The following is a 25,517-nucleotide window of genomic DNA, read 5'->3' as shown; positions in this document are numbered from 1 at the left end:
CATCAGCCGAGCAGATACCGCCGCAGGATGTCCGTCACCTCGGTGATCTGCGCGGTGGGCACCCGCTCGTCGCGCTTGTGGGCAAGGTTCGGGTCGCCGGGCCCGAGGTTCACCGCCGGGATACCCAGCGACGAGAATCGCGAGACGTCGGTCCACCCGTACTTGGCGCGAAACCGGCCACCGGCCGCGGCAACCAGTTGCGCCGCCGCCGGGTTGGACAATCCCGGCAATGCACCGCCGGCCGCGTCGGTGATCTCGAACGTGACCAATCCGGAATCGATTGCGGCAGAAAACACTTCCCGAACATGCGCGGTGGCCTGCTCCACCGAACGGTCCGGGGCAAAGCGGAAGTTGACGTCCACGCTCGCCGCGTCGGGCACCACGTTCCCGGCCACACCGCCGTCGATCCGGACCGCGGACAGGCCTTCGCGGTATTCGCAGCCATCGATGTCGACCCAGCGCGGTTTGTAGTCGGCCATCGTCTGCAGCACCGAACCGAGTTTGTGGATTGCGTTGTCCCCCAGCCACGAACGCGCCGAATGCGACCGCGTGCCCGATGCCGTCAGCCGCGCGCGCAGGGTCCCCTGGCAGCCCGCCTCGATCTGGCCGGCGGTCGGCTCACCGAGAATCGCGACGTCGCCCTGCAGCCAGTCGGGTAGTTCGCGTTCGATGAACCCCAGCCCGTTGTACTGGGCCGCGATCTCCTCGCAGTCGTAGAAGATCAGGGTGAGATCGGCGGTCGGCTCGTCGAGGGTGGCCGCGAGATGCAGGAAGACCGCGTCACCGGACTTCATGTCGACGGTGCCGCAGCCATGGAGCACATCACCTTCGGGGCTGTCGCGCTCGCGCCGGCTCGGCACGTTGTCGGCGATCGGGACGGTGTCGAGATGTCCGGCCAGGATCACTCTGCGGCCCAGGCCGCGGCTGGTGCGGGCCAGCACGCAATTGCCGTGGCGCAGGATCTCGAAGCCGGTGGTCTGCTCGCGCAGCGCCGCTTCCACGGCATCGGCGATCACCGCCTCGTCGTGGCTCTCGCTGGCGATGTCGACAAGCGCCGCCGTCAGATCGATCGGGTCGGCGTGCAGGTCCAAAGCGGTGGTGGTCACGGTGAACACGGTAGTCGCCGACCCATGGCGGGCACGACTCCCCGATGGCCGAAATGTTGATGACCGGCTGCCCCGGCAGCGATAGCGTCGAGGTCATGACGTCCTCCGACTCCCCGACACCGAAACTCAACGCCATCTCCATCGTCGTCGACGACATGGCTGCATCGCTGGCGTTCTACCGCGCCTGCGGACTGGACTTCCCCGACGACGCCGACACCGCCCCGCACGCCGAGACCACGGCTGCCGGCGGATTCCGGATCCTCTTCGATACCGCCGACAGTCTCGCCTCGTTCGGCCGGACCTGGTCGGCGCCGTCCGGCAGCCAACGCATTTCGCTGGCCTTCGAATGCGCGACCACAGCCGAGGTCGACGCCAGATATGCGGCGCTGACCACGGCCGGGCATGTCGGAGAGCTCGAGCCCTTCGACGCGTTCTGGGGCCAGCGGTACGCAACTGTGAAGGACCCGGACGGCAATGGCGTCGACTTCTACGCCGCGCTGGGCTGATCCGGTGAAACGCTCCCGCGTAAACTCCTCCGCGTGACCAACGCATCTGGAGCCTCCGCAATCGGCATCGCCACCATCACCGACTCGGGCGCTGTGCTCGACACCTGGTACCCGTCCCCCGAGCTGGGTGAGTCGGCCACGTCCGGGACCACCGAGCTCGCCGCCGACGAGACCCCGGCCGAACTGACCTCGCTGGTCGGCACCGACGCCGACCGCGGTGTTCGCACCGTCGCCGTTCGCACGTCCATCGTGCTGGCCGACGCCCCCGCCGACGCACACGACGCCTACCTGCGTCTGCATCTTCTCTCCCACCGGCTCGTCATCCCGCGCGGCCTCAACATGGACGGCATCTTCGGCAAACTGTCGAACGTGGTGTGGACCAACTTCGGACCGTGCGCCGTCGAAGGTTTCGAGCTCACCCGTGCCAAGCTCAAGGCCCGCGGTCAGGTGACCGTCAACGGCATCGACAAGTTCCCCCGCATGGTCGATTACGTTGTGCCGAGCGGGGTTCGGATCGCCGACGCCGGACGCGTCCGCCTCGGAGCCCACCTCGCCGAAGGCACCACCGTCATGCACGAGGGATTTGTGAACTTCAACGCCGGTACCCTCGGCGCCTCGATGATCGAAGGCCGCATCTCGGGCGGCGTCATCGTCGGCGACGGCTCGGATGTCGGCGGCGGCGCCTCCACGATGGGCACCCTGTCCGGCGGTGGCAAAGAAATCATCTCCCTGGGCAAGCGCTGCCTGCTCGGCGCCAACTCCGGACTGGGCATCGCCCTCGGCGACGACTGCGTCATCGAGGCCGGCCTCTACGTCACCGCGGGCACCAAGGTGACCGGCCCGGACGGAACGGTCATCAAGGCCCGCGACCTGTCCGGCCAGAGCAACCTGCTGTTCCGCCGCAACAGCACCACCGGCGCGGTCGAGGTCGTGCCGTGGAAGGGCGACGGCATCGAGCTCAACGCCATCCTGCACGCCAACTGAGCGAGGGTCCCTCGTCCTCCATCCGAATTTGCACCGCCCACCGGTAATTGCCGGTGGGCGGTGCAAATTCAGGTGGTGCTGAACAGGATTCAGGCAGAAAGGCGCTGCGCTGCTGCGGCAATCCGTTCGTCGGTGGCGGTGAGGGCCAGCCGGACATGGCGGTTTCCGCGGGGACCGTAGAACTCACCCGGCGCCGCCAGGATGCCGCGATCGGCCAGCCAGTCGACGGTGGCGCGACTGTCTTCGTCGCGGGTGGCCCAGAGGTACAGGCCGGCCGCCGATTCGTCGATCCGCAACCCGGCACCGAGTAGGCCCGCACGGAGAACCTCGCGCCTCGCCCGGTAGCGCTCCCGCTGCTGTGCGGTGTGGGTGTCGTCGTCCAGGGCCGCTGCCATCGCACCCTGCACCGGGAACGGCACGATCAGGCCCGCATGCTTGCGGACCGCGAGCAGTTCACCGATCAGAGCCGGATCGCCGGCGAGGAATCCCGCCCGGTAGCTCGCCAGGTTCGAGGTCTTCGACAGCGAGTGCACGGCCAGCAACCCGGTGAAGTCACCGTCTGTGACCCGTGGATCGAGGATCGACACCGGCTCGTCATCCCAGGCCAGACCCAGGTAGCACTCGTCGGAAACGACGATCGAGCCGCGCTCGCGCGCCCACTGCACCACCTTGCGCAGATGCTCGACGGGCAGCACCTTGCCGGTGGGGTTGGACGGCGAGTTCAGGTAGATGAGCGCGGGTGAAGTCGGCCCGAGCTGGGTCAGTGAATCGGCCCGAACCGGCCGGGCCCCGGCCAGCAACGCACCGACCTCGTAGGTCGGATAGGCGATCTCCGGAATGACAACGTCATCGCCGGCACCGATCCCGAGCGTGGCGGGCAGACCGGCGATGACCTCTTTGGTCCCGATCACCGGCAAGATCATCGAGTTGTCGAGGCCGGTGATCCCATGTCGGCGTTCCAGCGACGCGCAGGCCGCGGTCCGGACCATGGTGGTGCCGATCGTGACCGGATATCCGGGGAAATCCGAGGCCGCGTAGAGAGCATCGCGAATCAGCGGGTCCACCGGATCGACCGGGGTACCCACCGAGAGATCGACGATGCCATCGGGATGTTTACCCGCACGCTCTTTGGCATCGGCGAGCGTGTCCCACGGAAACTCCGGCAACCGCGACGAGACAGGGGCCCGGCCACGACGCATCGAGGTCATCCGACCGTCATTCCTCGGTGTTCATGGGAGGCAGAGCCTTCACAAACGGGGAGTCGTACGCGACCTTGCCCAGTTTGCTGGCACCACCCGGCGAACCCAGATCGTCGAAGAAGTCGACGTTGGCGTTCACGTACGGCTCCCACTCGTCGGGCACATCGTCTTCGTAGAAGATCGCCTCGACCGGGCACACCGGTTCACAGGCACCACAGTCGACGCACTCGTCGGGCTGGATGTAGAGCATCCGTTCACCCTCGTAGATGCAATCGACCGGGCATTCCTCCACGCAGGCCTTGTCCAAGAGGTCAACGCAAGGCTCAGCGATGATGTATGTCACCGACAACCCTCCTCATCAATTCAGTTCCTAGCGCGTGGGCTGTACGCGCTCAAAAGCGGGCATGCCATCCGATCAGGTTGACGTCGGCTGCCCGCTTGTCGCCTTCCAGTATCCGGGTCACCGATGTCAAGTCAAAACCGACCCCACCCGTGGTCCGCGAGGCGGCGGGCCGCGCATTGCGCACACTTCGCCGCCATACGCGGGTTTCAAATCAGTGAGCGCGTAAATCTTTACCGGAACCGGCCCGGAAGGCACTGTTGTCGACGTGACCTTGCGCCGAAATCTCCCGTGGAACCGAATGTGTTGTTGCTGATCGCAACCCTCAACTCATTCGAACCTTCCCTAGGAGCCTCCCCGCATGACCTCTACCTTGTCCCGCCCGTCTGTGGCCGGATTGCACAGTCACCACCTTCCCACCCGGCTGCGGCCCGCTGACCTGTTGCGGCTGACAGACCAGGGCGCCTCCGACGTGATCGACGGCATCTACGACCACCTGCTGCCGAAGCGCTGGGACCGCGAGAACCGGTGGGCCACCCGCCTGCACTACGACGATGACGTCGATGTCTGGCTGATCAGCTGGACCCCGGACGAGTCGACAGACCTGCACGACCATGCCGGATCCCTGGGCGCGCTGACCGTCCTCTCCGGCGCCCTGACCGAGTACCGCTGGACCGGGAGCCAACTGCGAGCCCGCACCCTCGACGAAGGCGACCAGGCCTCGTTCCCGCTCGGCTGGGTGCACGACGTGGTCCGCAACCCCGCCGCCCCGGTCACCAGCGAACCCACATTGAGTGTCCACGCCTACTCCCCGCCGCTGAGCGCGATGTCGTACTACGAGGTGACCGATACACAGTCACTTCGCCGGACGAAGACCGTTCTCACCGACGGTGGCGCAGCATGAGTTCTGTGACCACCATCGACGACCTTCTCCTGCAGGCCCGGGCCGGACTCGATCGGATCAGCGCACCGGAACTCCCGACCGCACTCGCCGACGGCGCACTGGTCGTCGACATCCGCCCGGCGGCGCAGCGCGCACAGGAAGGCGAGTTCGACGGCGCACTTGTGATCGAACGCAACGTCCTCGAATGGCGCCTCGACCCGGCTTCCGACGCACGGATCCCCGAGGCTGTCGACCACGACGTCCCGTGGGTGGTGATCTGCTCGCAGGGCTACACCTCGAGCCTGGCGGCGGCGTCGCTGCAACTGCTCGGACTGCACCGCGCCACCGACGTGATCGGCGGCTACGAGGCACTCATCGCCGCCGGCATCAGCGGCACCTCACGCTGATCCGGCTGCCGACTACGACGTCAAACAATCTCGCGGACAACAGCATCCGATGCCCGTCGCAGCGCGTCGCTCTCGCCGATGTACCCGGCGAGCGCACCGACCAGCGGCAACCCGGTCAGCAGCCGCCACGGCTGCTTCGATGACGGCCGCCGCTCGAGCTCACCGAGAGCCGCCCGCGACTTCTCGATACCGGACCACAGGTCCTTCACCCGGGCGTCGTTTTCCTTATCGCTGCGGTCGTCTGCCTCACCCGTGAGCAGCGCCCGCGAGTTCATCTTCCGACGGCACAGGACCTCGGCGAGCAGGTCGGTCTGCCGGTACCGGTCGTCGATGCCGTAGGCGCGCGCGACCGCACACAGCAGAATCGCCTGGTTCCCGAATCCCAGCGCGGTCTGGACGGGCAGCCGCTTCACCAGCGGTCCGAAGACACCCGGGTACGCAACGCCGACGGTCGTGATGGCACCGACCCGATTGATCCACCAGTCACGACGCTGTGCCGGCGTCCAGCCGGTCCACCGCGCGGTGCCGGGCAATCCGGCGGCGTCGGCCGCCCACACGAACGAATCGCCGACGGTGCCGATGACCTTGGCGATGAGAGCCTCGTCAGCCCTGTCAGCATCGTCAACACTGCCGGGCTGCTGATCCGCACCCCGAAATGTCCTGCTTTTTACACCGAACAGGTCACTGTCGGCCGCAGCGAGCAGCAAACCGATCACCCCGGTCGACCGGTGGAGCAGACGCGCAACGTCGGTGTCCGAGAGCGGTTGTGCGGTCGGCAGAGGCAACTTCATGCAGTATGCAGACCTGCGTCGACGGGTTCCCAGTCCTCGCCCGCTTCGCTCCAGGGACGCCCGATGGGGATGACGTCCGCGGCCAGCCCGGTCTCGGGATCGGCCAGCGCCCACACGTGTTCGCTGATCCGCTCGTCGATCCACGGGGAGCCGGCCAAAACGTATCGGGGTTGTGCCGCAACACGTTCGGTCAGGATGTACCCGGTCTCGGCGGTGATGGCGGCCAGCGAATCCAGATGCGGCCAAGGCCGTTCGGGATTCACATGGTCGGGCGTCAGCGGCGACACACCACCCCAGTCGTCCACACCGGCACCGACCAGTGCGGCACATTCGGCCGACGACACCAGATTCGGAGGGGCCTGGATCCGCATCCGCGGACCCAGGATGATCCTGGCCACCGCCACCGCTGCCAGGAACTCGTCGAACTCGGCATCGGCGACACCGCGCATCGCGGTATCGGGTTTGGCCCGGAAGTTCTGCACGATCACTTCCTGGATGTTGCCGAACGCCTTCTGCACCTTGTGCAGCTCGATCAGCGAGTCGGCGCGTTCGGTGAGGTCCTCACCGATGCCCACCAGGATTCCGGTGGTGAACGGCACCGAGAGCCGGCCCGCGTCGATGAGGACCTGCATGCGGACCTCGGGGTCCTTGTCGGGGCTGCCGTAGTGGGCGCTGCCCTTGTCGGTGAAGAGCCTTCGCGCGGTGGTCTCGAGCATCATGCCCATCGACGGCGCCACCGGCTTGAGCCGGGCCATCTCGTCGGCACTCATCACCCCTGGATTGAGGTGAGGCAGCAACCCCGTCTCCTCGAGAACCCGGATCGAGGCTGCCCGGACGTAGTCCAGCGTCGAGGAATATCCCCGCTCGGTCAGCCATTGCCGCGCCTCGGGCCACCGCTCCTCCGGACGGTCACCGAGCGTGAACAAGGCCTCCTTGCATCCCATCTCGGCGCCGCTGCGAGCGATGTCGAGGACTTCCTCGATCTCCAGGTACATTCCGTGGCCGTCGCGGGCCAGCTTGCCCGGAACGGTCACGAACGTGCAGTAATGGCACCGATCGCGGCACAGCCGGGTCAGGGGGATGAACACCTTGCGCGAGTAGCTGATCTGCCGCTCGCGACCTTCGGCGATCAAACCGGCATCGCGAATCCCCGCCGCGATCGAGCAGAGTTCGGTGAGTTCGTCTCCGCGCGCGGCGAGCAGCGTCGCGGCTCGGGCGACATCGAGTTCGGCGCCCTCCTCGACCTGGGCCAGTACCTGCCTGATCGCATCGCTGGTGGGGCGCATCTGCGCCACACCACCGGAACGCGGCGGCATCGCCGGATCAGGGAGCAGCGTCGGATCCGATGACGTACCGAGGGCTTCGGGGATCTGCGAGGTCACTCCCTGATAATGCTGCATGGGTGGCAGATCATTCCCCCGACCCCGCCACCACCGGCTTTGCGTCACCCTTCGCATCGGGCAGCCAGCCCGCAAAAGCCGCGAACACCGGCAATATGAGTCCCAGGCCGAGGAGCAGGAACACGGTCAGATCCTGCGGGACCACCACGTCGCCGCCGGGCCCACCCACGGCCAGAACGAAGAACGCGATCATGAACGCGATCAACGAACCGAAGCGGGCGAACCCTTCGGTGAGGGTGGCGCTGCACCACAGCAGGATGTAGTTGGCGATCGCCGCGAACACCGCGCTGATCGGGAACGGCACCGACCCGATGTGCAACGGCAGAAATGCCAAGGCCATGACGCCGACCAGGAAGCCGTCGAGCCACAGCAGGCCCAGCAGCGCCCAGCGCATCCAAGATCCGATCATCACAGGCCACCGAAGAGGTCGGTTTCACGTCCGGACCCGTCGGTCGGTCCCTGCTCACCGGCGACCAGCATGAAGTGTTCCTCGGCAAATATCGGCTGGATGATGTTGTTGGACAGCGCATATTCGGTGCCCGACGCGGACACGGTCACCTGCGTTGCGTGTGCGCTCAGCGCCCGCACCTTGCGATCGTAGACCTCACGCACGTCGATCGCCGTGGTGATCTCGGCATCGGGATGGCTGGGCAGCTCGCCCGGCGTCGGCAACCGCCATCCCTTCGGGATCCGGTCGCTCGCCTCGGCGAGACCGGCCTCCAGCGCAGATTCTTCGGTGACGGTCCAGTAGAGCTTGGACACCGACCATCCATCGTCCCCGGTGGCCGCGAGTTCGATGGCCGCGTGAGCGATGGCATGGACCTGGATGTGGTCCGGATGTCCATAGCTGCCCACGGGGTCGTATCCGACCACGACCTGCGGTCGCAGTTCGCGGATCAGATCCGCGAGGACTGCGGCGGGGGTCTCGGATCCGGCGGCGATGAATGCGCGTTCGTGATGGTTCGAGGGCGCACCCGACATCCCCGAATCCCGCCAGCGTCCGGCACCACCGAGGAACCTTGGTTCCACGGGGGCAAATGGATCGGGACTCAGCTCGGCCAGCGCGTCGGTCAATTCCATGATCCGGTAGCCACCCAATTGGTCGCCGCCGCCGTCAGCGACCAGGCCACTCCACCGGTCCCCGATCACCTCGCCCTCCTCACCCAGCGTGCAGGTGACAACGGTGACCTCGGCGCCGGCATCGAGGTACTTGGCGATGGTGCCGCCGGTGGTGATGGTCTCGTCATCCGGATGGGCATGAACGAGCAACAGACGATTCATGGGATTGCGGGTTCGCTTTCAGTTACCGGTCTGCTGGCGCCAGACCGCGGAGTCACCGTAGATGCCGGTCTGCACCGGCCCGGTGACCGGGACGCCGGTGACCAAGGGAGAGACGGCGGTGGTCAGGACATCCTGATACACCGGCAGATACACCGAACGATCATCGAGCAGGCGCTGCGCGGTGCGCAGATCCTCGGTCGGATCCTCCGCGGAGATGGCCCGGGTCGCGATCTGCTGTAGTTCCGGGTCGCACAGGCCGGAGACATTGCTGGTGTACCGCGGTTCGCTGCGCTCCGCCGAATCGGCCTCCGACGACGGAACCTCCGAGGAGGTGACCGACGGTTCCGGTGCTGCGCTGGTCGCCGTGGCTGAAGCAGACGGGTCCGGGACAGAGCTCGACGCGGCGGCCTCTTCTTCGGTACGCAGACATTCGGTGTTCGACGCGAGCACTGTGGCCGGTGATTCCCCGGCCCGGCTCCAGCCGACGACCAGATCGACCTGTCGTCCGGTCAGTGCCGAGCTGTACAACTCGGCAGTCGACATGGCCACATTCGTGGCGCGGATCCCGGCACGATTCAACTGGTCGACGATGTTGGCCGCCGCCGGGCCCGTCCGAAGATCGCCCTTGACCGATCCGACCCGGACAACCAAGGCGTCACCATCCGTTTTTTCGACAGGCGCTGTGCCGGCGGGAAGCGGCGGAAGGTCGCTGGGTGGGGTCGTTGACGTCTCACCGGTGGTGCTCGTCGGGGTCGACGGCGCGGCGCTGGTGCTCGGTTCCCCGGACGCGGTCGGCGGTTCGAGTGCCGGAGTCACCGGGCCACGCTGATATCCCGCTGCCGCCAGCCAGCCTTCGACCTGCTCGGGGGTGACGACCGGCCGCAGCACCGGGTAATAGCCGGGATCGGACGGTGCGTAGACGGAGTTGCTGTCCGGGAGGACCTCGGTGTCGTCGGCAGCGGCGAACGTCACGAGATTGGTGTCGAGGGTTGCCAGCACCGCACGCCGCAGATCGATGTTCGACATCGACTCCGTACGGGTGTTGACCGTGATACCCAGGGTCCGCGACTGCGCGACCTTGCCGGTCAGGACTCCACCGATGCTGCCCAGCGTCGCGCCGAGTGCATCACCGCCACTGACCGATACGACCCGCGTGTCACCGGAGCGCATCGAATCCGCGAGTTGGCTGGTGGTGCCTGCGCGTCGCAGGGTCATCCGGTCGACACCGGCCGGCGTGAGCCAGAACCGGTCATTGCGGATCAGCCGGACCTCGTCGCGGCTGTGATCGATACCGCTGATGGTGTAGGGGCCACCGGAGGCCGGGTAGCCGCTGTCCATACCGGACTGGAAACCGCCGGGGGCGCCTTTGAGGACGTGGGAGGGCAGCAGGTCGTCGAACAGTTCCCGCCACGCCGGGTAGGGCGCCGCGAAGGTCGCCGTCACTTCCTTGCCGCCGGCGGAACTGCGTACGTCGGTGATCATGCGATAGCCCGCGGGCGCGGTCACGTTGGGTTGCCGCGACATCTGCTGCCAGAGGTAGATGAAATCCTCGGCGGTGATCGGCAATCCGTCCGACCACTGCGCATCGTCATGGATCTTGTAGGTGACCGCGAATGGATCGGTGCCGGTGACCTCGGCGCTGGTCAGCAGCGCCTGGTCCATCAGCCACACGACCCGGCCGTCGACGTTCACCGGGCGAAACGAACTCGGCAACGTCATCGCCGCCACCGCGGTGGTGACCGCCGACTGATCAGCGGCCAGGTGCGGATTGAACCCGTTGCCGATCGAATCGGTGGCGACATACAGCACGCGGCCCGACGGTTCTGTCGGCTCCGGCGGGACCGAGTTCGTCTGCTGCACCGGCGGCGGAGGATCGGCGACGCATGCGCTCGAGAGCAGCAGGCAGGACAGCGCGATCGCGGCCATCGCAGTCGCGGTGGTCCGTCGTCTACCCAAAACCCGATTCCCCTGTCCGCCGGTCGACATCAGCAATCGGCGGTCGGTACTCGACCGCCGATTGCGTCCTTTCTACCTAATCAGCTCACGCTCTGGTTACGAGCCTTCGTGCGAGACCGCTCACGTGCACGGGTGTTGGAGTCGAGGTTGACCTTGCGCACCCGGACCACCTCGGGGGTGACCTCGACGCACTCGTCGTCGGTACAGAACTCCATCGCGGCTTCGAGTTCGAGCTTGATGGGCTTGGCCAGGGTCTCCATGACGTCGGCGGAGGACTGACGCATATTGGTCAGCTTCTTCTCCTTGGTGACGTTGATGTCGAGGTCTTCCATCCGCGGGTTGATACCCACGACCATGCCCTCGTAGGTGTCGGCGCCCGGCTCGACGAAGAACGTTCCGCGATCGGCGAGCTGGATCATCGCGAACGGGGTGACCGATCCGGCGCGGTCGGAGACCAGCGAACCGGTGTGGCGGGCACGGATCTCGCCGGCCCACGGGCCGTAGCCGTCGAACACGGCGTTGGCGATACCGGTACCGCGGGTCTCGGTGAGGAAGTCGGTGCGGAAACCGATCAGGCCACGCGAGGGAACGATGAACTCCATCCGGACCCAGCCACTGCCATGGTTGGCCATGTCGCCCATGCGGCCCTTGCGGGCAGCGAGCAGCTGCGTGACGGCACCGAGGTACTCCTCGGGGACGTCGATGGTGAGGTGCTCGAACGGCTCGTGCAGCTTGCCGTCGACCTGCTTGGTGACAACCTGCGGCTTGCCGACGGTCAGCTCGAAGCCTTCGCGACGCATCTGCTCGACGAGGATGGCCAGCGCCAGCTCGCCACGACCCTGGACCTCCCAGGCGTCCGGACGACCGATGTCGAGGACGCGCAGGGAGACGTTGCCGATCAGTTCGCTGTCAAGGCGGTCCTTGACCATGCGCGAGGTGAGCTTGTGGCCCTTCACGCGACCGACCAGCGGCGAGGTGTTGGTGCCGATCGTCACCGAGATGGCGGGCTCGTCGACGGTGATCCGCGGCAGTGCGACAGGGTGGTCGACGTCGGTGAGGGTGTCACCGATCATGATGTCCGGCATACCGGCCACGGCGACGATGTCGCCGGCGACGGCGACCTCGGCGGGGGTCCGGGCAACGCCGACGGTGACCAGGAGTTCGGTGATCTTGGCGCGCTCGGTGACGGGCTCGCCGTTGACCTCCCGCAACCAGGCCACGGTCTGACCCTTCTTCAGGGTGCCGGCGTACAGGCGGACCAGCGCGAGGCGGCCGAGGAATGCCGAGGCGTCGAGGTTGGTGACGTGCGCCTGCAGGGGCGCGTCGAGATCACCCTTGGGAGCGGGCACGTACGACAGCAGCACGTCGAACAGGGCGTCGAGGTTCTCGGCATCGGGAACCTGACCGTTTTCGGGTGCGACGGTGCTGGCGACACCCGCGCGACCCGAGGCATAGAGGACCGGCAGATCGAGCGCGAGCTCGGCAGCGGCGGCGGCCTCGTCGTCGACATCAGAGGCGAGGTCGAGGAGCAGGTCGTGGCTCTCTTCGACGACCTCGGCGATGCGGGCGTCGGGACGGTCGGTCTTGTTGACCACGAGGATCACGGGCAGCGAGGCGGCCAGGGCCTTGCGCAGCACGAAGCGCGTCTGCGGCAGCGGACCTTCCGAGGCGTCGACCAGCAGCACAACGCCGTCGACCATCGACAGGCCGCGCTCGACCTCACCACCGAAGTCGGCGTGGCCGGGGGTGTCGATCACGTTGATGACGACCTCGGTGCCGTCGGGCTGACGACGGTGCACCGCGGTGTTCTTCGCGAGAATGGTGATGCCCTTCTCGCGCTCGAGATCGCCGGAGTCCATGACGCGGTCGACCAGTTCGGCGCGTTCCTCGAAGACGCCCGATTGCCGCAGCATCGCATCAACCAGGGTTGTTTTCCCGTGGTCGACGTGCGCAACGATCGCAACGTTGCGGAAATTGGGGGCAGCAGTCACTGAAGTTCTCCGGACGTGAAGTGGGCATGTCAATACCGTCGAGCTAGTTGCTCAAACCAGTCAAGGGTACTCTCTTGCGCAATGAGAGCGGCATCACAATGCCCCGCGAGCCCACAATTAAGGTGCTGCTAACCTAACTTTCATCAAGACGGTCCTTGGAAAGGTGGGTACGTGGGCAAGAAAAATGTGGCGGACATCTGCGAGATGAAGCCCAAGAAGAAGTGCTGCCGCAGTTCCACCCGTTGCCTCCGGTGCCCCGTCGTCATCCACAAGATGCAGAAATTCTCCGCGCAGGGGATGTCGAACAAAGAGCTCACCAAAGCCCTCAAAAAGGTGCGCGCCCGCGCCGCGTGACCCGCCCCTCACCACCACCACACCACCGCCGTCGAGCGTGCCGAACGAACCGCCGAGCGTGCTCAAATGTCCCTCGACCGTGCCGAAGCCGCACGCGGGGAATGCACAAGGGCCCGCTCGGCGGTAATAAGAGCACGCTCGACGGTCACGAAGGCACGCTCGACGGTCGCGAGGGCACGCTCGGCGGTCGCATGGGCACGCTCGACGGACACGAGGGCCCGCTCGGCGGATCGGTCAGAGAAGTGCGATGAGGTCGTCGAGCCAGATCGCGTCGGCGGGCACGAGTTCGCCGGCTTCGGTCATCCGCCGGAGGTCGTCGGCATCCACCCAGCGGACGGCGGAATGTTCGTGCGGATGCGGTTCTCCGGCGATCAATGTCGCGGCCATGGCGACCAGTGCCAGATCGGGGCGCAGCGGTACCGGCGGTCCGATCTGATCGGTGACGGCCACCGTGATCCCCAGTTCTTCGACGAGTTCACGCTCGAGCGCTCGCGCCCGGGTCTCCCCCTCCTCGACTTTGCCACCTGGCAGCTCCCACAGGCCGGCCACGTCGGCCGGATACGTGCGCTGAGCGAGCAGTAACCGCCCGCCGGCGATCACCGCGCCGGCCACCACCTCACGCATTCCGGCCCACTGTTCCCTTGTCGTCGGAGGTTGCCGTTTCGCTCGACGACTCATCAGGAGCTTCGGAGATGATGGCCATTCGGCCGCGATCGAGCGTGATCGTGACCTCGTCGCCCACCCGGAGCGAGGGATCGCCGACCGCGTCGATGACCAGGTCCGCCGCGACCGACAGCCGAACCCTGGTCCCTTCGGGTAGCGATGCGACATGCCGGACCGTGCCGATGACACCGCCGTTCCCCTTGGCGAGCGACTTCTTGACGACCGACGTCGCGAGGACGGCCTCCGGCCGCAGCCCGATCCGGACCCCACCGTCGGGCAGGTCGACCGGGACCCGGCCGAGCGAGCTGTCGAGGACACCGCCGGAGATGGTCGCCCCGACGACGGTTGTGCAGCCGATGAACTTCGCAATCCGCACGGACCTCGGTGCGCGCCAAAGCTTTTCGGGGCTATCGTCCTGGACGATCCGGCCGCCGTCCATCACCGCGATGCGATCGGCCATCATCGCCGCCTCGGAGTGGTCGTGGGTCACCACGATCGTCGGAGTACCGGTGGCCCCGATGATCTCGGCGATCTGCAGCGCGAGCCGGTCGCGCAATTGGCGGTCGAGCGCAGACAGGGGTTCGTCGAGCAGGAGCAGCCGTGGTCGTGGGGCCAGAGCCCGGGCCAGAGCGACCCGCTGCTGCTGACCACCGGACAGTTCGGCCACCTTGCGGCCGCCGAGACCGGGCAGATCGACCAGATCGAGCAGGTCGGTCACCCGCTCCGCGATGTCCGGTTTGCGCCAGCGCCTAACCCGCAGGCCGTATCCGACGTTGTCGGCGACGCTGCGCCCCGGCAACAGCTGACCGTCTTGGAACACCACACCGAAGTCACGGTGGTGGGTGGGTGTCCGGGACAGATCAACTCCGTCGAACGTGATCGTGCCGGACGACAACGGCTCCAGACCGGCGATGGCACGGATGAGTGTTGACTTGCCACACCCCGACGGACCCAGCAACGCAGTGACCGTCGCGCCGCGGGTACCGATCGCCAGATCCAGATCGGAGATGACCACCTCTGATCCGTAATTGACTGACACGGAAGACAATTCGAGCACCTAGAACTCACCTCCCTCATCCCGCCGGACAACCTCGATGAGGGCCACCACCAGTGCGGTCACCACCAGCATCATCACTGAACATGCCATCGCAGTGCCGAAGTTACCCGACCCCGGACGCGACAGTGCCGTGCCGATCAGAACCGGCACCGTGGTGGTGTCGGGCCGGGCCACAAAACTGGTCGCCCCGAACTCGCCGATCGCGATCACAAACGCGAAACCCGCTGCCGCACACAGCGCCCTTTTGATGATCGGGAGATCGACGGTCCACCAGACCCGAAGCGGGCCGGCACCCAGTGTCGCCACCGCCTGCCGCAGTCGCGGATCGACCAGCGCCATCGCGGGTACCAGGATCCGGATCACGAGTGGGGTGGCGATCAGCGCCTGCACGGCGGGGACCACAGCCGGCGAGGTGGCGACCTCGCGCGGCATCGAGGTCAGGATCACGAGGTAGCCCAAGCCGACGGTCACCGCACTGACACCCAGCGGGAGCATCGCCACACCGGTACCGACTCCGGCGAACACCCCGCTCGCCCGCGACAACGCCAGCGCACCCAGTAATCCGAGGACGAGCGCGATGAGCGTCGCCCAGAGGGCACTGACGAGGGAGTACTGCATGGCCTCCCAAGGAGTTTGGCCGTTGACGGGCTCCGCCAGTGCCCGATAGCCGTCGACATTCCAGCTGCCACCGACGGTGGGCCGCACCGAGCGCCAGACCAGGACCGCGGGCGGTGCCAGCAGCACCACCAGGATGGCGGCGATGATCCCCCCGACCACCAGCCGCTGGGCGCCTTGCGGACGGTGGCGCCGACGGGGCGCACCGACACCCCGCACCCGACGACCCAGCACCGCACTGACCGCGACAACCACCGCGACAACGATGATCTGGACCATCGACAACGCCACGGCGGCAGGCAGTTTGAAGAACCCGATGGCCTGCCGGTAGATCTCGGTCTCGAGTGTGTTGTACCGGCCACCACCGAGGATGAGCACAATACCAAAACTGGTGGCGCAGAACAGGAATACCACCGACGCGGCCGACGCGATCGCCGGTGCGAGGGCCGGCAGGGTGACGGTCCGCAGCACGTGCCATCGCCCTGCGCCCAAGGTCCGGGCGGCCTGTTCGGCGCGCGGATCGAGCTGGCCCCACACCGAACCGACGGTCCGCACCACCACCGCGATGTTGAAGAACATGTGCGCCAGCAGGATTGCCCACACCGACGATCCGATGTCGAATCGGCCCAGTGGTCCGTGCTCACCGAGTAAGACTGAGAACGCGACACCCACCACGACGGTCGGCAGCACAAAAGGAATCGTGACGATGACCCGCAGCGCGAGTGCGCCGCGTATTTCGAAGTTGGCCAGCACCCACGCCACCGGCAGCCCGACAACGAGGGTCAGGGCCGTACTCGCCGCAGCCTGGGCGACGGTGAACCAGAGAAGGTGTACGGCATTGGCATCGTCGAGCAACGACACGAAGTCGACGCTCGCACCATCGCCGAAGGCTCGCCGCGCCAAGGCCACCAGCGGCCACCCGAACATCACTCCCACGAACAGCAGCGGAAGGATGCCCGCGGCCGCCACGACAGCTGTTCTCGACCCCCATGTGGAGGTTGCGCGCCAGGCGGCCGGGCGAAGCGGCACGGCGGTCAGCGACCCATGACGGTGCGCCACTCCTGCTGCCAGGTCTCCCGGTTTTTGGCGATCACTTCCGGTGGCATCGAGGCAGGTGCCTGCGGCTGAGGTGCGAATTGCGCCCAATCGGCCGGTAGCGGAGTTCCGGTACGCACCGGATACACGTACATCGATTCGGGCATTGCCGCCTGTGCCCGCTCGCCGAGCAGGAAGTCGACCACCTTCTGTGCGCCTTCGACATTCTCGGCACCGCGGAGCACACCCGCGTACTCGATCTGGGAGAAGCAGGTGTTCAGAAGAGCCTTGGTGGTCGGCAGGAAAGCCGGCGACGACGCGTACGACACCACGATCGGCTTGCTGCCCTGTCCCTCGCCCGCGGTGAACTCCTGGTTGTACGCCTCGGTCCAGCCCGGCACCACGCTCACGTCGTTGGCCTTCAGTCGCTCCCAATACGCCTCCCACTGACCCTCGTCCGGGTATGCGGAGATCGTCGAGAGCAGGAATGCCATTCCGGGTGACGAGGTGGCCGGGTCCATCACCACGGTCAGCCCTTTGTACTCGGCGGCAGTCAGGTCTTCGAGGTCGGCGGGCGGTGTGACGTTTCGCTCGGTGAACCATTCGCTGTCGACGTTGACGCAGACGTCGCCGCGATCGATCGCCGTGAGCCGATTCGGTTCTCCGAGCGAGTACTCCTGCGGACCGAGGTTGTTGTCCGGGCTCGTGTAGGGCTCGATGGCGTCGGCGTCGAGAACCCGGGAGGCAAAGGTGTTGTCGATGCCGTAGACGACATCGCCGCGTGGCGATCCGGCGGTGAGCGCAATCGACGACGACAGCTGCCCGGCGTCGGCTTCCCGCACGACCTTGAGTGTCAGCCCGGTCTCGGCTTCGAACGAGGCCAGGACGTCGTCAGGCAGGGCGAAGGAGTCGTGGGTGAGCAGTACCACCTCGTCGGTGGAGTCGGAATCGCCACACGCACTGAGGAGGCCGGCCCCGACGGAGAGTGCGACGAGTGCTGCGGCGAGCTGTAATTGTCGAAGCATCGACCCTCCAGGTGGGTTGGTATCCGTAGATCGTCGCGGTTGTTCCGCCACCGTGAATCTAAGCAGGCAACGGAAGTCGGCGAGAAATAGACCGTGACGATCACCTCCCGATACCTCGGAAGCGCTTTCAGATCAGTGCGACCTGAATCCCGTGCCCACAATGTGACATCACAATTGCATCACCAGTAACACTGATCACTCTGGTTGCCAGTTATGGTCCCAGGGCGACGTCAGCCACTCTGTAGTTGACCGAGCGCTACTGGCGGCAAAGTGATGAAACGGTTACCGTCAGCACGGCGATAGACATGTTGAGCCGTGCTCGAATCGGGCTCGAACGCGAGATGGGACACCAGGAACTGTGCTTTTGAATCAGCAGGCAGGACGCAACCGCGGACGCTTCACCAAGGCCTCCACCGGCCGTGGCGTCCGCCGAGCAGTCACGGCTGTGGCGATCGCTGCCACTGCGGCACTGGCGGTGCCGGCTGTTTCGTCCGCTGACCCCGCCCCCTTTCCTCCCATACCCAAGAACCTCAAGATCGATGAGACGACCCTGAAGTCATTCGGCGCGTTCGTGCCGGCGATCATCGGGTCGGCAGCCACCCCCGGCCCCGAGGGCAAGGTCGACGCCAGCCTGCTCTCCAACGCCAAGGTGCTCGCCGCAGATACCGCTCTACCGCCGGAAATCCAGGCGATCTGGGACAAGGTTGTCAGCTTCCTCGACGGCTCCGGTGGCGGCGGACCCGACATTCCATCGGGCCCGGGCGCGCCGGTCATCCAGCAGTTCCTCTACCCGACCATCGGCCCGGGCTGCATCCCCGGCGGCAATTCCGTCGGTTCCGCACTGGTGACCGCCGGACCGCAGCAGGCACCCGCGCCCGGCCCCAAGACGGGTGAGGCCGGCTACGTGTACACCAGCCTGGGCACCGGCCCGGCGCTGAACAACGACGCCGCTCCGCTCATCGTCGCCTGGATCAACATCGACACCGGGGCCACGGGCCAGCAGAACCTGCGTCGCAATCCCTTGATCAACGCCAAAGAAGGACCAGGCACCTTCACCACGATCGTGAAAACCGGTAAGGGTCGTGTGATCTCGGCGATCTACGGGAACGTGACCACCAACATCCAGGGTAATACCGTGAGCTGCACGATCGTCCCCACTGTCGGACTGGCAGTCATCTAGCCACCGCGCACTCCACAGCAGGCGTCGACCCTCCGGTCGGCGCCTGTTTTGTGTTGTCCAGAGCACACTTCGGATCGCCCCAGATCCGTTGATGCACAGTCGAACAGCGAAACGGTCGCGGTTGCGTCACAGGTTGAACTCACAACTTGCATACGCCTCCGGCGCCGTGGTCTTGTGTACCAAGAGCAACATTGGCCACATCTGTCACATTTGTAACAGATGGGACCACAGCGTCTGTCCAAGGAGATCCATGCCCAGCTCAATGATGATCCGCCGCAGCGCCGCAGTCCTGGCGGTCGGTTTGTCTGCCGCCCTGCTGACCCCGGCCATGGCACTGGCTGCACCGGTCGCACCCGACGCGGTCACCGTGACCGCACCGGCGCAGACCCCGGGCAACGACGCACTCAAGGCCGCGATCGCCGCGCTCACCAAGTCGGCAGTCGATCCTGCTGCCCTCGCCGCCGCGAAGGCACTCCTGAGCGGCACACCGCAGATCGAGTCCACACCGGCCGCAGAGATCACTGCCACGCCGGCGGCCGACGCCACCGACTTTGCGGCGTCACTCGCCGCAGCCGATGCTGCGCTGGAGAAGCTGGGCATCCAATCCTTCATCAACCCCTCCGTCGCCTTCAACTGCGTCGCGCCCACCGAGGACAACCCTTTTGGACTCGTTCCGGCCGTCGGCGGTGCCGCACCGGGTCCGTATGTCATCCCGGGGCTGAAGGTTCCGGAATTTCTGAAGCCCTTTCTCCCCGCGGGTTTCTCGCCCGAGCTGGTCGGCGACGGTGAAACCCTGTTCGGATTCGTCCCGGCAGGGATCACCGCAGACGGTGGGGGCACCGGCATGCAGGTCGCCTGGTTCAACATCGACACCTTCAAGGGTGGTTTTGTCGACATGGCGCCGGTCGGCACCACGATCACCGACCAGCTGATCAAGCAGGTGAAGAAGATCAGGAATCTCAGCCCCACCGAAGAAGCCACTGCTCGCGCCGTCATCAGCCCCCTGGCAAAGGCATTTGACCTGCCCGGCGCCCGTCTCGCACCGGTCGCGACCGGTAACGGCACCGTGCTGTCGGCCGTCTTCGGCACCGTGCAGAACGGTGACCGCAGTTGTTTCTTCCTCCCGATGATCGGGATCACTCAGGTTTAGTCCGCCGACGCGGACCTTTGTAGGAGAAGTGGTCATGAAGAGTGTTCACAAGCAAGCACTACGACGTGTCGGGGCCCGCGGCCTCACCGCCACCGCGATTGCGGCAGTGGTCGCCGGTGGTCTCGGTGCCGCCGGTATCGCGTCCGCCGAGCCCGTTCCGACGGGTGGAACGGCGGGCAAGGTGTTCGCGAACATCGGTCTGCCCGATGATCGTTGGGTGAGCGGTGCCGGATCCGCCGATCGCTTCACGTACTGGACCGACGCCGCCACCGATCGCACCGAACTGAGCAGCGCGGCTGTCTATCTCCCCCGCGGGGAAGCACCGGAGGGTGGATGGCCGGTGGTGGCCTGGGCCCACGACACCGTCGGATTGGCCGACAAGTGCGCACCGTCGTGGTCGGGCAAGACCGAATCGGCCGCGCATTGGAACGACATCACACCGTGGCTCCGGAAGGGCTACGCGGTTGTCGCCTCCGACTACGCCGGCCTCGGCGTCGAGGGCGCACTCCCCGACCTCCAGACGAACATCAAGGCCCACAACATCGTTGACGCCGTCAAGGCCGCACACGACATCACCGGAGAACTCTCCGACCGATGGGTTGTGAACGGAAACGGCAGCGGCGCAACGGCAGCGCTGGCCACTGCGCGCAGTGCCTCGCAGATCCAGGGTCCCGGACTGGACTTCCGCGGCGCAACGGTCACCAGCGTGCCGGACAACCTCGGAGAACTCGTCCTCAATGCCGGTCCCGAATTCATCCCGGTGCCATTGTCGTCGGACCTGACCGCCGAGGTTCTGTACGCCGTCTCCGGTATCCGCGGATCGCATCCCGAGCTGAACCTCGACTCGTACCTGACCACCGAGGGCAAAGCGTTGGCGGACAAGGCGGTCACGATGTGCTCGGCCGAACTGCAGAGCTCGGTGGCGTCGACCAGTTTGAACCAACTGTTCAGCCGTCCGGTGGCATCGATTCCGAATCTCCGCCCCATCGTGCAGGCCTATCTCGGGGTTCCCGACACCGGGTACGTCAAGCCGGTCTTCTTCGGCCAGGGCCTGCTCGACACCACCGTGATCCTGCCCTACACGCTCGAGTTCCTCGGCCGCGTCGAGGCATCGAGCCAATCGACAACCATCCTCACCTACCCGGTGGACGGACAGGGAACTGCAGCAGCAGCATTCCCGGACGCCTCGTCGTTTGTCGCCGCGCTGTTCGCCCGGTAGCGGCGGTATGCGTCTGCCCCACTGGGAGTTGCCCGAGCGAAAGGTCTTCCTCGCTGCGACGCTGGCGGTTTCGGCCGCCGGCGCCGCGCGGTGGCGGCCCGGCGTGGCCGTCGCCAAACCCGCGGCGCTGGCCGCACTGGCCGTGGGCGTTGCGCGCGGTGCACGGCAACGTTCCGGCATCGACAACGCACTGCTGACGGCCGCGATCACTGCTTCGGCCGCCGGCGACTACTTCATGTACCGCGAGGAGTTCGCCACCGGTGCCGAGAAGGACCGACAGATCCAAACGGGTGCAACGATGTTCGGTCTGGCGCACCTGTCCTATCTCGGCCTGCTGACGAGGCACGGAGCCCGGCCCACCAGAGCGCGATTGCTGTCCCGCTTCGGAGTGATGAACGAGGTCACCGCACTGCTGGTGGTCAACGCGCCGAGACTGCTTCCGGTCCTGGGAACCTACGGAGCGACATTGGCGACCATGGCGGCCACGGCCGGCGATCCGGTACTCACCGCTGGTGACCCGGGCGACCCCACCCGTAGGCTTCCTCTCGGCGGGATCACGTTCATGGCCTCGGATGCACTGCTGATGAATCGCCGATACCTGCTGCGCGGCACGGGTTCACGCGCGGTCACCGAAGCCGCTGTGCTGTCAACGTATTTCGTGGCCCAGATGCTGTTGCTCGACGGAATGGACAGCGTCAGTCGCTCATCCGGGCGCCGGTGACCTGAGGTCAGAGCTTTCCGTGCTCCTTGAGCACAGCTTCGACCTCACCGAGCGAGTCCATGTCCTCGAGTTCCATACCCTTGGTCTCGGGCACCTTGTAATGCACGTAGAACCAGGAGATGAACGCGCAGAAGGCAAAGAACCCGTAGATCCAGGCCAGACCGAGAACGTCGTTGAGTTCGGGGAAGAGCAACGAGATCGTGAAGTTGGCCAGCCAGTTGACAGCGGTGCAGATGCCGAGTGCAACACCGCGGATGCGGTTGGGGAACATCTCACCGAGCATCACCCACATCACCGGACCCCAGGTGGCGGCGAACGCCACCACAAAGAGGTTGGCGCCGATCAACGCGACCACACCCCACTCGTCGGGCAGGGTGATGTCGTCGCCCGATCCGATCTGCTGGGTGAACGCGATACACGCCATCACCAGTCCGAAGAACATGCCCACCGAGCCGATCAGCAACAGTTTTCGCCGGCCTATCCGGTCGACGAACAAGATCGCCCCAAATGTCATGACCACGTTGATCAACGCGGTGATGACGGAGGTCTTGAACGATTGACTCTCGCTGAATCCGACCGACTGCCACAGCGTGGTGGAGTAGTAGAAAATCGCATTGATACCAACGAACTGCTGCAGTACCGCGATCCAGATACCCACCCACACCAGCGGATGCAAACCAAACGACGGACCGCGAATGTCCTTGATGGACACGGTGGATTCCCGCTTGAGGGTCAGCCGGATCTCTTTGACACGCGCCAGCGGGTCGGCCTCCCCCGTCACCTCGGTGAGAATGCGCGCAGCTTCTTCGTCGAGGTTGGTGCCCACCAGATACCGCGGCGACTCGGGGATCGTCAACGCGCAGACTCCATAGACGAGGGCCGGAACGACGCCCACGATGAACATCCAGCGCCAGGCCTCGATGCCGAACCACAGATCGTTGTTCGCGCTGCCTGCACTGTCGGCGAGAAGGGCATCGGAGAGCAAAGCCACGAATATACCCATGGTGATGGCCAATTGCTGCAACGAGCCCAGCGCGCCGCGGTACGTCGCCGGTGCGATCTCGGCGATGTACGCGGGCGCGATCACCGAGGCGATACCGATGCCGAGGCCGCCGATCACACGCCAGAACAACAGATCTGGGACCGAGAAGGCCAGTCCGGTGCCGATCGAGGACACCGTGAACAGCGCCGAGCCCAGCAACATCACCTTCTTGCGACCCCAGATGTCTGCCAGGCGGCCGGCAAACCAGGCGCCGAGCGCACACCCGAGGAGTGCGATCGCGACCGAAAAACCCTTCATGAAGTGGTTCAGCTCAAAGTGATCACCGATGGAATCGACAGCGCCGTTGACCACGGAACTGTCGAAGCCGAAGAGGAAGCCACCCACGGCGGCGGCCACGGTGACACCTATGACCTTGGCAACGTGGGTATCTCGGCCTTGCTGCGACTTGGGTTTGTTGGCTGCGCCAGTGGACATAGATCTGACCTACCTTCCCAGGCGGCGGCCGCCTGTCAGCTCCGACAGATTCACCACCAGGTGACGCTACGCCGCTGATGCTGCCGAAGTCTTTAGGTTGGCGGAAGAAGATCGATCACAACTCGGTCACCATCGAAGTACGAACCGGGATTCAGACCGTCGCAGAGCCGGAGCACGATGAGTACTGCGGATTGACCATCGGAACAAACGCCAGTGCCCCGATCTTCTGATGCACGATGAAAGAGATGTTGCCCCGGCCTGTTTGGAGCGATCCTTCCCAGTTCACCGAATGTCCGCGCGACGGGAGGATCACCGTCCCGACGGCACCGGTGCTCGTGTTGGTCCAGCGCACGGTTGTCTCCACGGTGTACTCGAACAGCGACGCCGACCGCAGGGTGTTGGCGCTGAGGTACAGTACCGGCGGTCTGGCACCGTCTTTCGGGAGTTCGACGTTGTTGTAGACGTCGACGGCGATGCGTAACGGAACTGACGACCACGGATCGGGACTGTTGCAGCTGATGGTGTCGATGAGCTGCGGTTCGGCAGCCGCCGGTGCAGCCACCACCCCGAGCACGATTCCAGAACCCGCGGCCACCGCGACCGCCGCTATTCGTTGCAGCAACGAAAACCTGGTCATGATGCATCGCCTCCAGCTGTGCACGTGACCCGACCCTTTTGCATTGAACCAGCTCACCGGGATGCTCTGCGGCATTTTCCGTCACTGCCGATAAGCTGGGTTGGCAGAAATCACCCGGCGACCGGAGGTCCGCATGACCCGCCAGATCTGTATCGCGCAAGAGCCAGAAGCCGACAAGCTCCTGTCCGTCGATGACTTCGCACTGGTTGTCGGCATGACCCTGGATCAGCAGTTCCCGATGGAAGCGGCGTTCAAGGGCCCGCAGAAAATCGCCGAGCGGATGGACGGCTTTGATCTGCAGAAGATCGCCGCCTCCGATCCGGATGAGTTCGTGGCGCTGTGCTCGCAGACCCCGGCCATCCACCGGTTCCCCGGTTCGATGGCAAAACGCATCCATGACCTGGCGGTTTTCATCTCCGACAACTACGACGGCTCCCCTTCCGCCATCTGGACCGAGGGTGATCCCGACGGCAAGACAGTGCTCAAACGCCTCAAATCGCTCCCCGGCTGGGGCGACATGAAGGCCCGCATCTTCCTCGCCCTGCTCGGCAAGCAGCTCGGAGTGGAGCCGGACGGCTGGCGCCAGGCCGCCGGGGATTACGGAAACGAGGGCGAACGCCGGTCGGTGGCCGACGTCGTCGACAGCGTGAGCCTGCAAGAGGTCCGCGATTTCAAGAAACAGGCGAAAGCCGCCGCCAAGGCCGCCAAGACCGGCTGAGCGGGTCAAAGCCGATGAATGTGTCCGAGAGTTACGTCAAACCCTTAGGGTGAAGTCATGGATGCCAAATTGGTGATCGAGATCCCGACACGGCTGGGTTTTGCAGTGGCAGGCGCAGCGCTCAGCGCCGTCGAAGCCACCGTGGCACTGAGCCGGATCGCCGTCGAGAACGCGCACCACGAGATCGCCTCCACCCTGGGCATGCGGGAAACACCCGCGTTTCGCAGCCCGTTGCAGCTGCTCAATCAGCTCGGCGAACTGCTCGAAGAAGACCGTTCACTCGGAAAAATACTCGCGCGCGGCGGACCCCTCGAACGACTGTTGGCCCAGGACGGCCTGGTCGAACGGGTACTGGCCGAAGACGGTGTGCTCGACCAGATGACGGAGGCAGGCGGTCCGCTCGACCGACTGCTCTCGCGGGGTGGCCCGGTGGATCGCCTGCTGTCCGAGGAGGGGGTCCTCGCCAAGCTCACGAAGCAGGGCGGTCTGCTCGATCGCATCTCCGAAGACGAGGGTTTCCTCGATCGATTGACTGTCGAAGAGGGTCTGCTGGAACAACTTGTCGGCGAGGGCGGCGCGCTCGAACGAACGATCGCACCCGGCGGACCGATCGACCGGCTCTCCGAACTCGTCGAGATGATCGGCCAATTGGCGCCGAGCATCGACAAGCTCCAAGAGACTGTCGTGGAACTCAACGACGCCGCCGGGGCGCTCAACGATGCGGTCGCACCGGTCGGTGAACTCGTCGGCCGGCTACCGAAACGCCTGGTACGCGGCAGGAACGGCCACGAGCACTAGTTCCGCATCAGACGCGCCGGTACG

26 protein-coding genes and 1 pseudogene are annotated in these 25,517 nt (G+C 65.7%); 12 read left to right on the top strand and 15 right to left on the bottom strand.

Features of this window, described 5'->3' with window-relative positions:
• Nucleotides 1-2: 2 nt before the first annotated feature.
• A complete protein-coding gene (gene dapE, locus H290_RS0103885) occupies nt 3-1,106 on the bottom strand; it encodes a succinyl-diaminopimelate desuccinylase (protein WP_028462742.1) in 1,104 nt (367 codons plus the stop codon).
• A gap of 95 nt (nt 1,107-1,201) precedes the next feature.
• On the opposite strand from dapE, the gene H290_RS0103880 reads away from it, so the two are divergent.
• Complete coding sequence (locus tag H290_RS0103880; protein WP_028462741.1) at nt 1,202-1,612, top strand: VOC family protein; 411 nt, start codon at nt 1,202-1,204, stop codon at nt 1,610-1,612.
• A gap of 33 nt (nt 1,613-1,645) precedes the next feature.
• The gene (gene dapD / locus H290_RS0103875) at nt 1,646-2,596 is read left to right on the top strand and encodes a 2,3,4,5-tetrahydropyridine-2,6-dicarboxylate N-succinyltransferase (protein WP_020105453.1); all 951 of its coding nucleotides are present in this window, start codon (nt 1,646-1,648) and stop codon (nt 2,594-2,596) included.
• A gap of 89 nt (nt 2,597-2,685) precedes the next feature.
• Here the strand turns inward: dapD and dapC are convergent, their stop codons facing one another.
• Both dapC and fdxA read right to left on the bottom strand, forming a co-directional pair.
• Nucleotides 2,686-3,804 (bottom strand): succinyldiaminopimelate transaminase, encoded by a 1,119-nt coding sequence (dapC, locus tag H290_RS0103870; RefSeq protein WP_020105452.1) that lies wholly within the window; start codon nt 3,802-3,804, stop codon nt 2,686-2,688.
• 7 nt (nt 3,805-3,811) lie between these two features.
• A complete protein-coding gene (gene fdxA, locus H290_RS0103865) occupies nt 3,812-4,138 on the bottom strand; it encodes a ferredoxin (protein ID WP_020105451.1) in 327 nt (108 codons plus the stop codon).
• A gap of 358 nt (nt 4,139-4,496) precedes the next feature.
• On the opposite strand from fdxA, the gene H290_RS0103855 reads away from it, so the two are divergent.
• Both H290_RS0103855 and H290_RS0103850 read left to right on the top strand, forming a co-directional pair.
• Nucleotides 4,497-5,039: a cysteine dioxygenase family protein gene (locus H290_RS0103855; protein WP_020105449.1), complete on the top strand. Its 543-nt coding sequence runs from the start codon at nt 4,497-4,499 to the stop codon at nt 5,037-5,039.
• Nucleotides 5,036-5,425, top strand: a complete 390-nt coding sequence (locus H290_RS0103850; RefSeq protein ID WP_020105448.1) for a rhodanese-like domain-containing protein — start codon at nt 5,036-5,038, stop codon at nt 5,423-5,425. The genes H290_RS0103855 and H290_RS0103850 overlap by 4 nt, the downstream gene beginning before the upstream one ends.
• Before the next feature lie 20 nt (nt 5,426-5,445).
• Here the strand turns inward: H290_RS0103850 and H290_RS27745 are convergent, their stop codons facing one another.
• The 6 genes and pseudogenes from H290_RS27745 to typA all read right to left on the bottom strand — a co-directional run bounded on the left by H290_RS27745 (nt 5,446) and on the right by typA (nt 12,844).
• Nucleotides 5,446-6,216, bottom strand: coding sequence for a hypothetical protein (locus tag H290_RS27745; protein WP_020105447.1), 771 nt, complete (start codon nt 6,214-6,216; stop codon nt 5,446-5,448).
• Nucleotides 6,217-6,245: 29 nt separating this feature from the next.
• Nucleotides 6,246-7,586, bottom strand: a pseudogene (gene cofG, locus H290_RS0103840) (7,8-didemethyl-8-hydroxy-5-deazariboflavin synthase CofG); the annotation flags it as partial.
• Between the two features lie 40 nt (nt 7,587-7,626).
• Complete coding sequence (locus H290_RS27740) at nt 7,627-8,025, bottom strand: hypothetical protein (protein ID WP_020105445.1); 399 nt, start codon at nt 8,023-8,025, stop codon at nt 7,627-7,629.
• Nucleotides 8,025-8,897, bottom strand: a complete 873-nt coding sequence (gene mshB / locus H290_RS0103830; protein WP_020105444.1) for an N-acetyl-1-D-myo-inositol-2-amino-2-deoxy-alpha-D-glucopyranoside deacetylase — start codon at nt 8,895-8,897, stop codon at nt 8,025-8,027. Before mshB ends, H290_RS27740 begins: the two co-directional genes overlap by 1 nt.
• Before the next feature lie 18 nt (nt 8,898-8,915).
• Nucleotides 8,916-10,823, bottom strand: coding sequence for an ABC transporter family substrate-binding protein (locus tag H290_RS0103825; protein ID WP_020105443.1), 1,908 nt, complete (start codon nt 10,821-10,823; stop codon nt 8,916-8,918).
• A 110-nt stretch (nt 10,824-10,933) separates the two neighbouring features.
• A complete protein-coding gene (gene typA, locus H290_RS0103820) occupies nt 10,934-12,844 on the bottom strand; it encodes a translational GTPase TypA (RefSeq protein ID WP_020105442.1) in 1,911 nt (636 codons plus the stop codon).
• A gap of 171 nt (nt 12,845-13,015) precedes the next feature.
• On the opposite strand from typA, the gene H290_RS0103815 reads away from it, so the two are divergent.
• Nucleotides 13,016-13,198, top strand: coding sequence for a hypothetical protein (locus tag H290_RS0103815; protein WP_020105441.1), 183 nt, complete (start codon nt 13,016-13,018; stop codon nt 13,196-13,198).
• Nucleotides 13,199-13,299: 101 nt separating this feature from the next.
• The gene (locus tag H290_RS31400; protein ID WP_020105440.1) at nt 13,300-13,449 is read left to right on the top strand and encodes a hypothetical protein; all 150 of its coding nucleotides are present in this window, start codon (nt 13,300-13,302) and stop codon (nt 13,447-13,449) included.
• Here H290_RS31400 and H290_RS0103805 read toward each other — a convergent pair.
• From H290_RS0103805 to H290_RS0103790, 4 genes are all read right to left on the bottom strand, one after another.
• On the bottom strand, nt 13,433-13,822 hold the full coding sequence (locus H290_RS0103805) for a (deoxy)nucleoside triphosphate pyrophosphohydrolase (protein WP_020105439.1): 390 nt from the start codon (nt 13,820-13,822) through the stop codon (nt 13,433-13,435). The genes H290_RS31400 and H290_RS0103805 overlap by 17 nt on opposite strands.
• Nucleotides 13,815-14,918: an ABC transporter ATP-binding protein gene (locus H290_RS0103800; RefSeq protein ID WP_020105438.1), complete on the bottom strand. Its 1,104-nt coding sequence runs from the start codon at nt 14,916-14,918 to the stop codon at nt 13,815-13,817. The genes H290_RS0103805 and H290_RS0103800 overlap by 8 nt, the downstream gene beginning before the upstream one ends.
• Entirely contained in the window at nt 14,919-16,502 is a 1,584-nt protein-coding gene (locus H290_RS0103795) for an iron ABC transporter permease (RefSeq protein ID WP_020105437.1), read from the bottom strand.
• A gap of 65 nt (nt 16,503-16,567) precedes the next feature.
• Nucleotides 16,568-17,593, bottom strand: coding sequence for a thiamine ABC transporter substrate binding subunit (locus H290_RS0103790; protein ID WP_020105436.1), 1,026 nt, complete (start codon nt 17,591-17,593; stop codon nt 16,568-16,570).
• 358 nt (nt 17,594-17,951) lie between these two features.
• Between H290_RS0103790 and H290_RS0103785 the strand changes: the two genes are divergently transcribed.
• From H290_RS0103785 to H290_RS27730, 4 genes are all read left to right on the top strand, one after another.
• A complete protein-coding gene (locus tag H290_RS0103785) occupies nt 17,952-18,773 on the top strand; it encodes a hypothetical protein (protein WP_020105435.1) in 822 nt (273 codons plus the stop codon).
• A gap of 250 nt (nt 18,774-19,023) precedes the next feature.
• Nucleotides 19,024-19,923, top strand: a complete 900-nt coding sequence (locus H290_RS0103780) for a hypothetical protein (RefSeq protein ID WP_028462738.1) — start codon at nt 19,024-19,026, stop codon at nt 19,921-19,923.
• A gap of 34 nt (nt 19,924-19,957) precedes the next feature.
• Nucleotides 19,958-21,142, top strand: coding sequence for a lipase family protein (locus tag H290_RS27735; RefSeq protein ID WP_020105433.1), 1,185 nt, complete (start codon nt 19,958-19,960; stop codon nt 21,140-21,142).
• A gap of 7 nt (nt 21,143-21,149) precedes the next feature.
• Complete coding sequence (locus H290_RS27730) at nt 21,150-21,863, top strand: lysoplasmalogenase family protein (protein WP_020105432.1); 714 nt, start codon at nt 21,150-21,152, stop codon at nt 21,861-21,863.
• Between the two features lie 7 nt (nt 21,864-21,870).
• Here H290_RS27730 and H290_RS0103765 read toward each other — a convergent pair whose 3' ends face one another.
• Both H290_RS0103765 and H290_RS0103760 read right to left on the bottom strand, forming a co-directional pair.
• Entirely contained in the window at nt 21,871-23,340 is a 1,470-nt protein-coding gene (locus H290_RS0103765) for a sugar porter family MFS transporter (RefSeq protein ID WP_020105431.1), read from the bottom strand.
• Nucleotides 23,341-23,491: 151 nt separating this feature from the next.
• The gene (locus tag H290_RS0103760; protein ID WP_155976685.1) at nt 23,492-23,977 is read right to left on the bottom strand and encodes a hypothetical protein; all 486 of its coding nucleotides are present in this window, start codon (nt 23,975-23,977) and stop codon (nt 23,492-23,494) included.
• A 133-nt stretch (nt 23,978-24,110) separates the two neighbouring features.
• On the opposite strand from H290_RS0103760, the gene H290_RS0103755 reads away from it, so the two are divergent.
• On the top strand, nt 24,111-24,695 hold the full coding sequence (locus H290_RS0103755) for an HhH-GPD-type base excision DNA repair protein (protein ID WP_020105429.1): 585 nt from the start codon (nt 24,111-24,113) through the stop codon (nt 24,693-24,695).
• A 57-nt stretch (nt 24,696-24,752) separates the two neighbouring features.
• Nucleotides 24,753-25,493 (top strand): hypothetical protein, encoded by a 741-nt coding sequence (locus H290_RS0103750; protein ID WP_020105428.1) that lies wholly within the window; start codon nt 24,753-24,755, stop codon nt 25,491-25,493.
• The last annotated feature ends 24 nt before the right edge of the window (nt 25,494-25,517 follow it).

Origin of the sequence: Nocardia sp. 348MFTsu5.1 (assembly GCF_000383535.1) — a bacterium.
GTDB classification, from domain to species: Bacteria; Actinomycetota; Actinomycetes; order Mycobacteriales; family Mycobacteriaceae; genus Williamsia; species Williamsia faeni.
The sequence above is the reverse complement of the archived record's forward strand: the minus strand, read 5'-3'. Positions and strand labels throughout refer to the sequence as shown.

Bases quoted from the DNA above. Each gene is read 5' to 3' on its own strand.
- H290_RS0103880 (WP_028462741.1), top strand. From the start codon at position 1,202: ATGACGTCCTCCGACTCCCCGACACCGAAACTCAACGCCATCTCCATC.
- dapC (WP_020105452.1), bottom strand. From the start codon at position 3,804: ATGACCTCGATGCGTCGTGGCCGGGCCCCTGTCTCGTCGCGGTTGCCG.
- H290_RS0103855 (WP_020105449.1), top strand. From the start codon at position 4,497: ATGACCTCTACCTTGTCCCGCCCGTCTGTGGCCGGATTGCACAGTCAC.
- H290_RS0103850 (WP_020105448.1), top strand. From the start codon at position 5,036: ATGAGTTCTGTGACCACCATCGACGACCTTCTCCTGCAGGCCCGGGCC.
- H290_RS27745 (WP_020105447.1), bottom strand. From the start codon at position 6,216: ATGAAGTTGCCTCTGCCGACCGCACAACCGCTCTCGGACACCGACGTT.
- H290_RS27740 (WP_020105445.1), bottom strand. From the start codon at position 8,025: ATGATCGGATCTTGGATGCGCTGGGCGCTGCTGGGCCTGCTGTGGCTC.
- mshB (WP_020105444.1), bottom strand. From the start codon at position 8,897: ATGAATCGTCTGTTGCTCGTTCATGCCCATCCGGATGACGAGACCATC.
- H290_RS0103825 (WP_020105443.1), bottom strand. From the start codon at position 10,823: ATGGCCGCGATCGCGCTGTCCTGCCTGCTGCTCTCGAGCGCATGCGTC.
- H290_RS31400 (WP_020105440.1), top strand. From the start codon at position 13,300: ATGCACAAGGGCCCGCTCGGCGGTAATAAGAGCACGCTCGACGGTCAC.
- H290_RS0103805 (WP_020105439.1), bottom strand. From the start codon at position 13,822: ATGCGTGAGGTGGTGGCCGGCGCGGTGATCGCCGGCGGGCGGTTACTG.
- H290_RS0103790 (WP_020105436.1), bottom strand. From the start codon at position 17,593: ATGCTTCGACAATTACAGCTCGCCGCAGCACTCGTCGCACTCTCCGTC.
- H290_RS0103780 (WP_028462738.1), top strand. From the start codon at position 19,024: ATGCCCAGCTCAATGATGATCCGCCGCAGCGCCGCAGTCCTGGCGGTC.
- H290_RS27735 (WP_020105433.1), top strand. From the start codon at position 19,958: ATGAAGAGTGTTCACAAGCAAGCACTACGACGTGTCGGGGCCCGCGGC.
- H290_RS27730 (WP_020105432.1), top strand. From the start codon at position 21,150: ATGCGTCTGCCCCACTGGGAGTTGCCCGAGCGAAAGGTCTTCCTCGCT.
- H290_RS0103765 (WP_020105431.1), bottom strand. From the start codon at position 23,340: ATGTCCACTGGCGCAGCCAACAAACCCAAGTCGCAGCAAGGCCGAGAT.
- H290_RS0103760 (WP_155976685.1), bottom strand. From the start codon at position 23,977: ATGACCAGGTTTTCGTTGCTGCAACGAATAGCGGCGGTCGCGGTGGCC.
- H290_RS0103755 (WP_020105429.1), top strand. From the start codon at position 24,111: ATGACCCGCCAGATCTGTATCGCGCAAGAGCCAGAAGCCGACAAGCTC.
- H290_RS0103750 (WP_020105428.1), top strand. From the start codon at position 24,753: ATGGATGCCAAATTGGTGATCGAGATCCCGACACGGCTGGGTTTTGCA.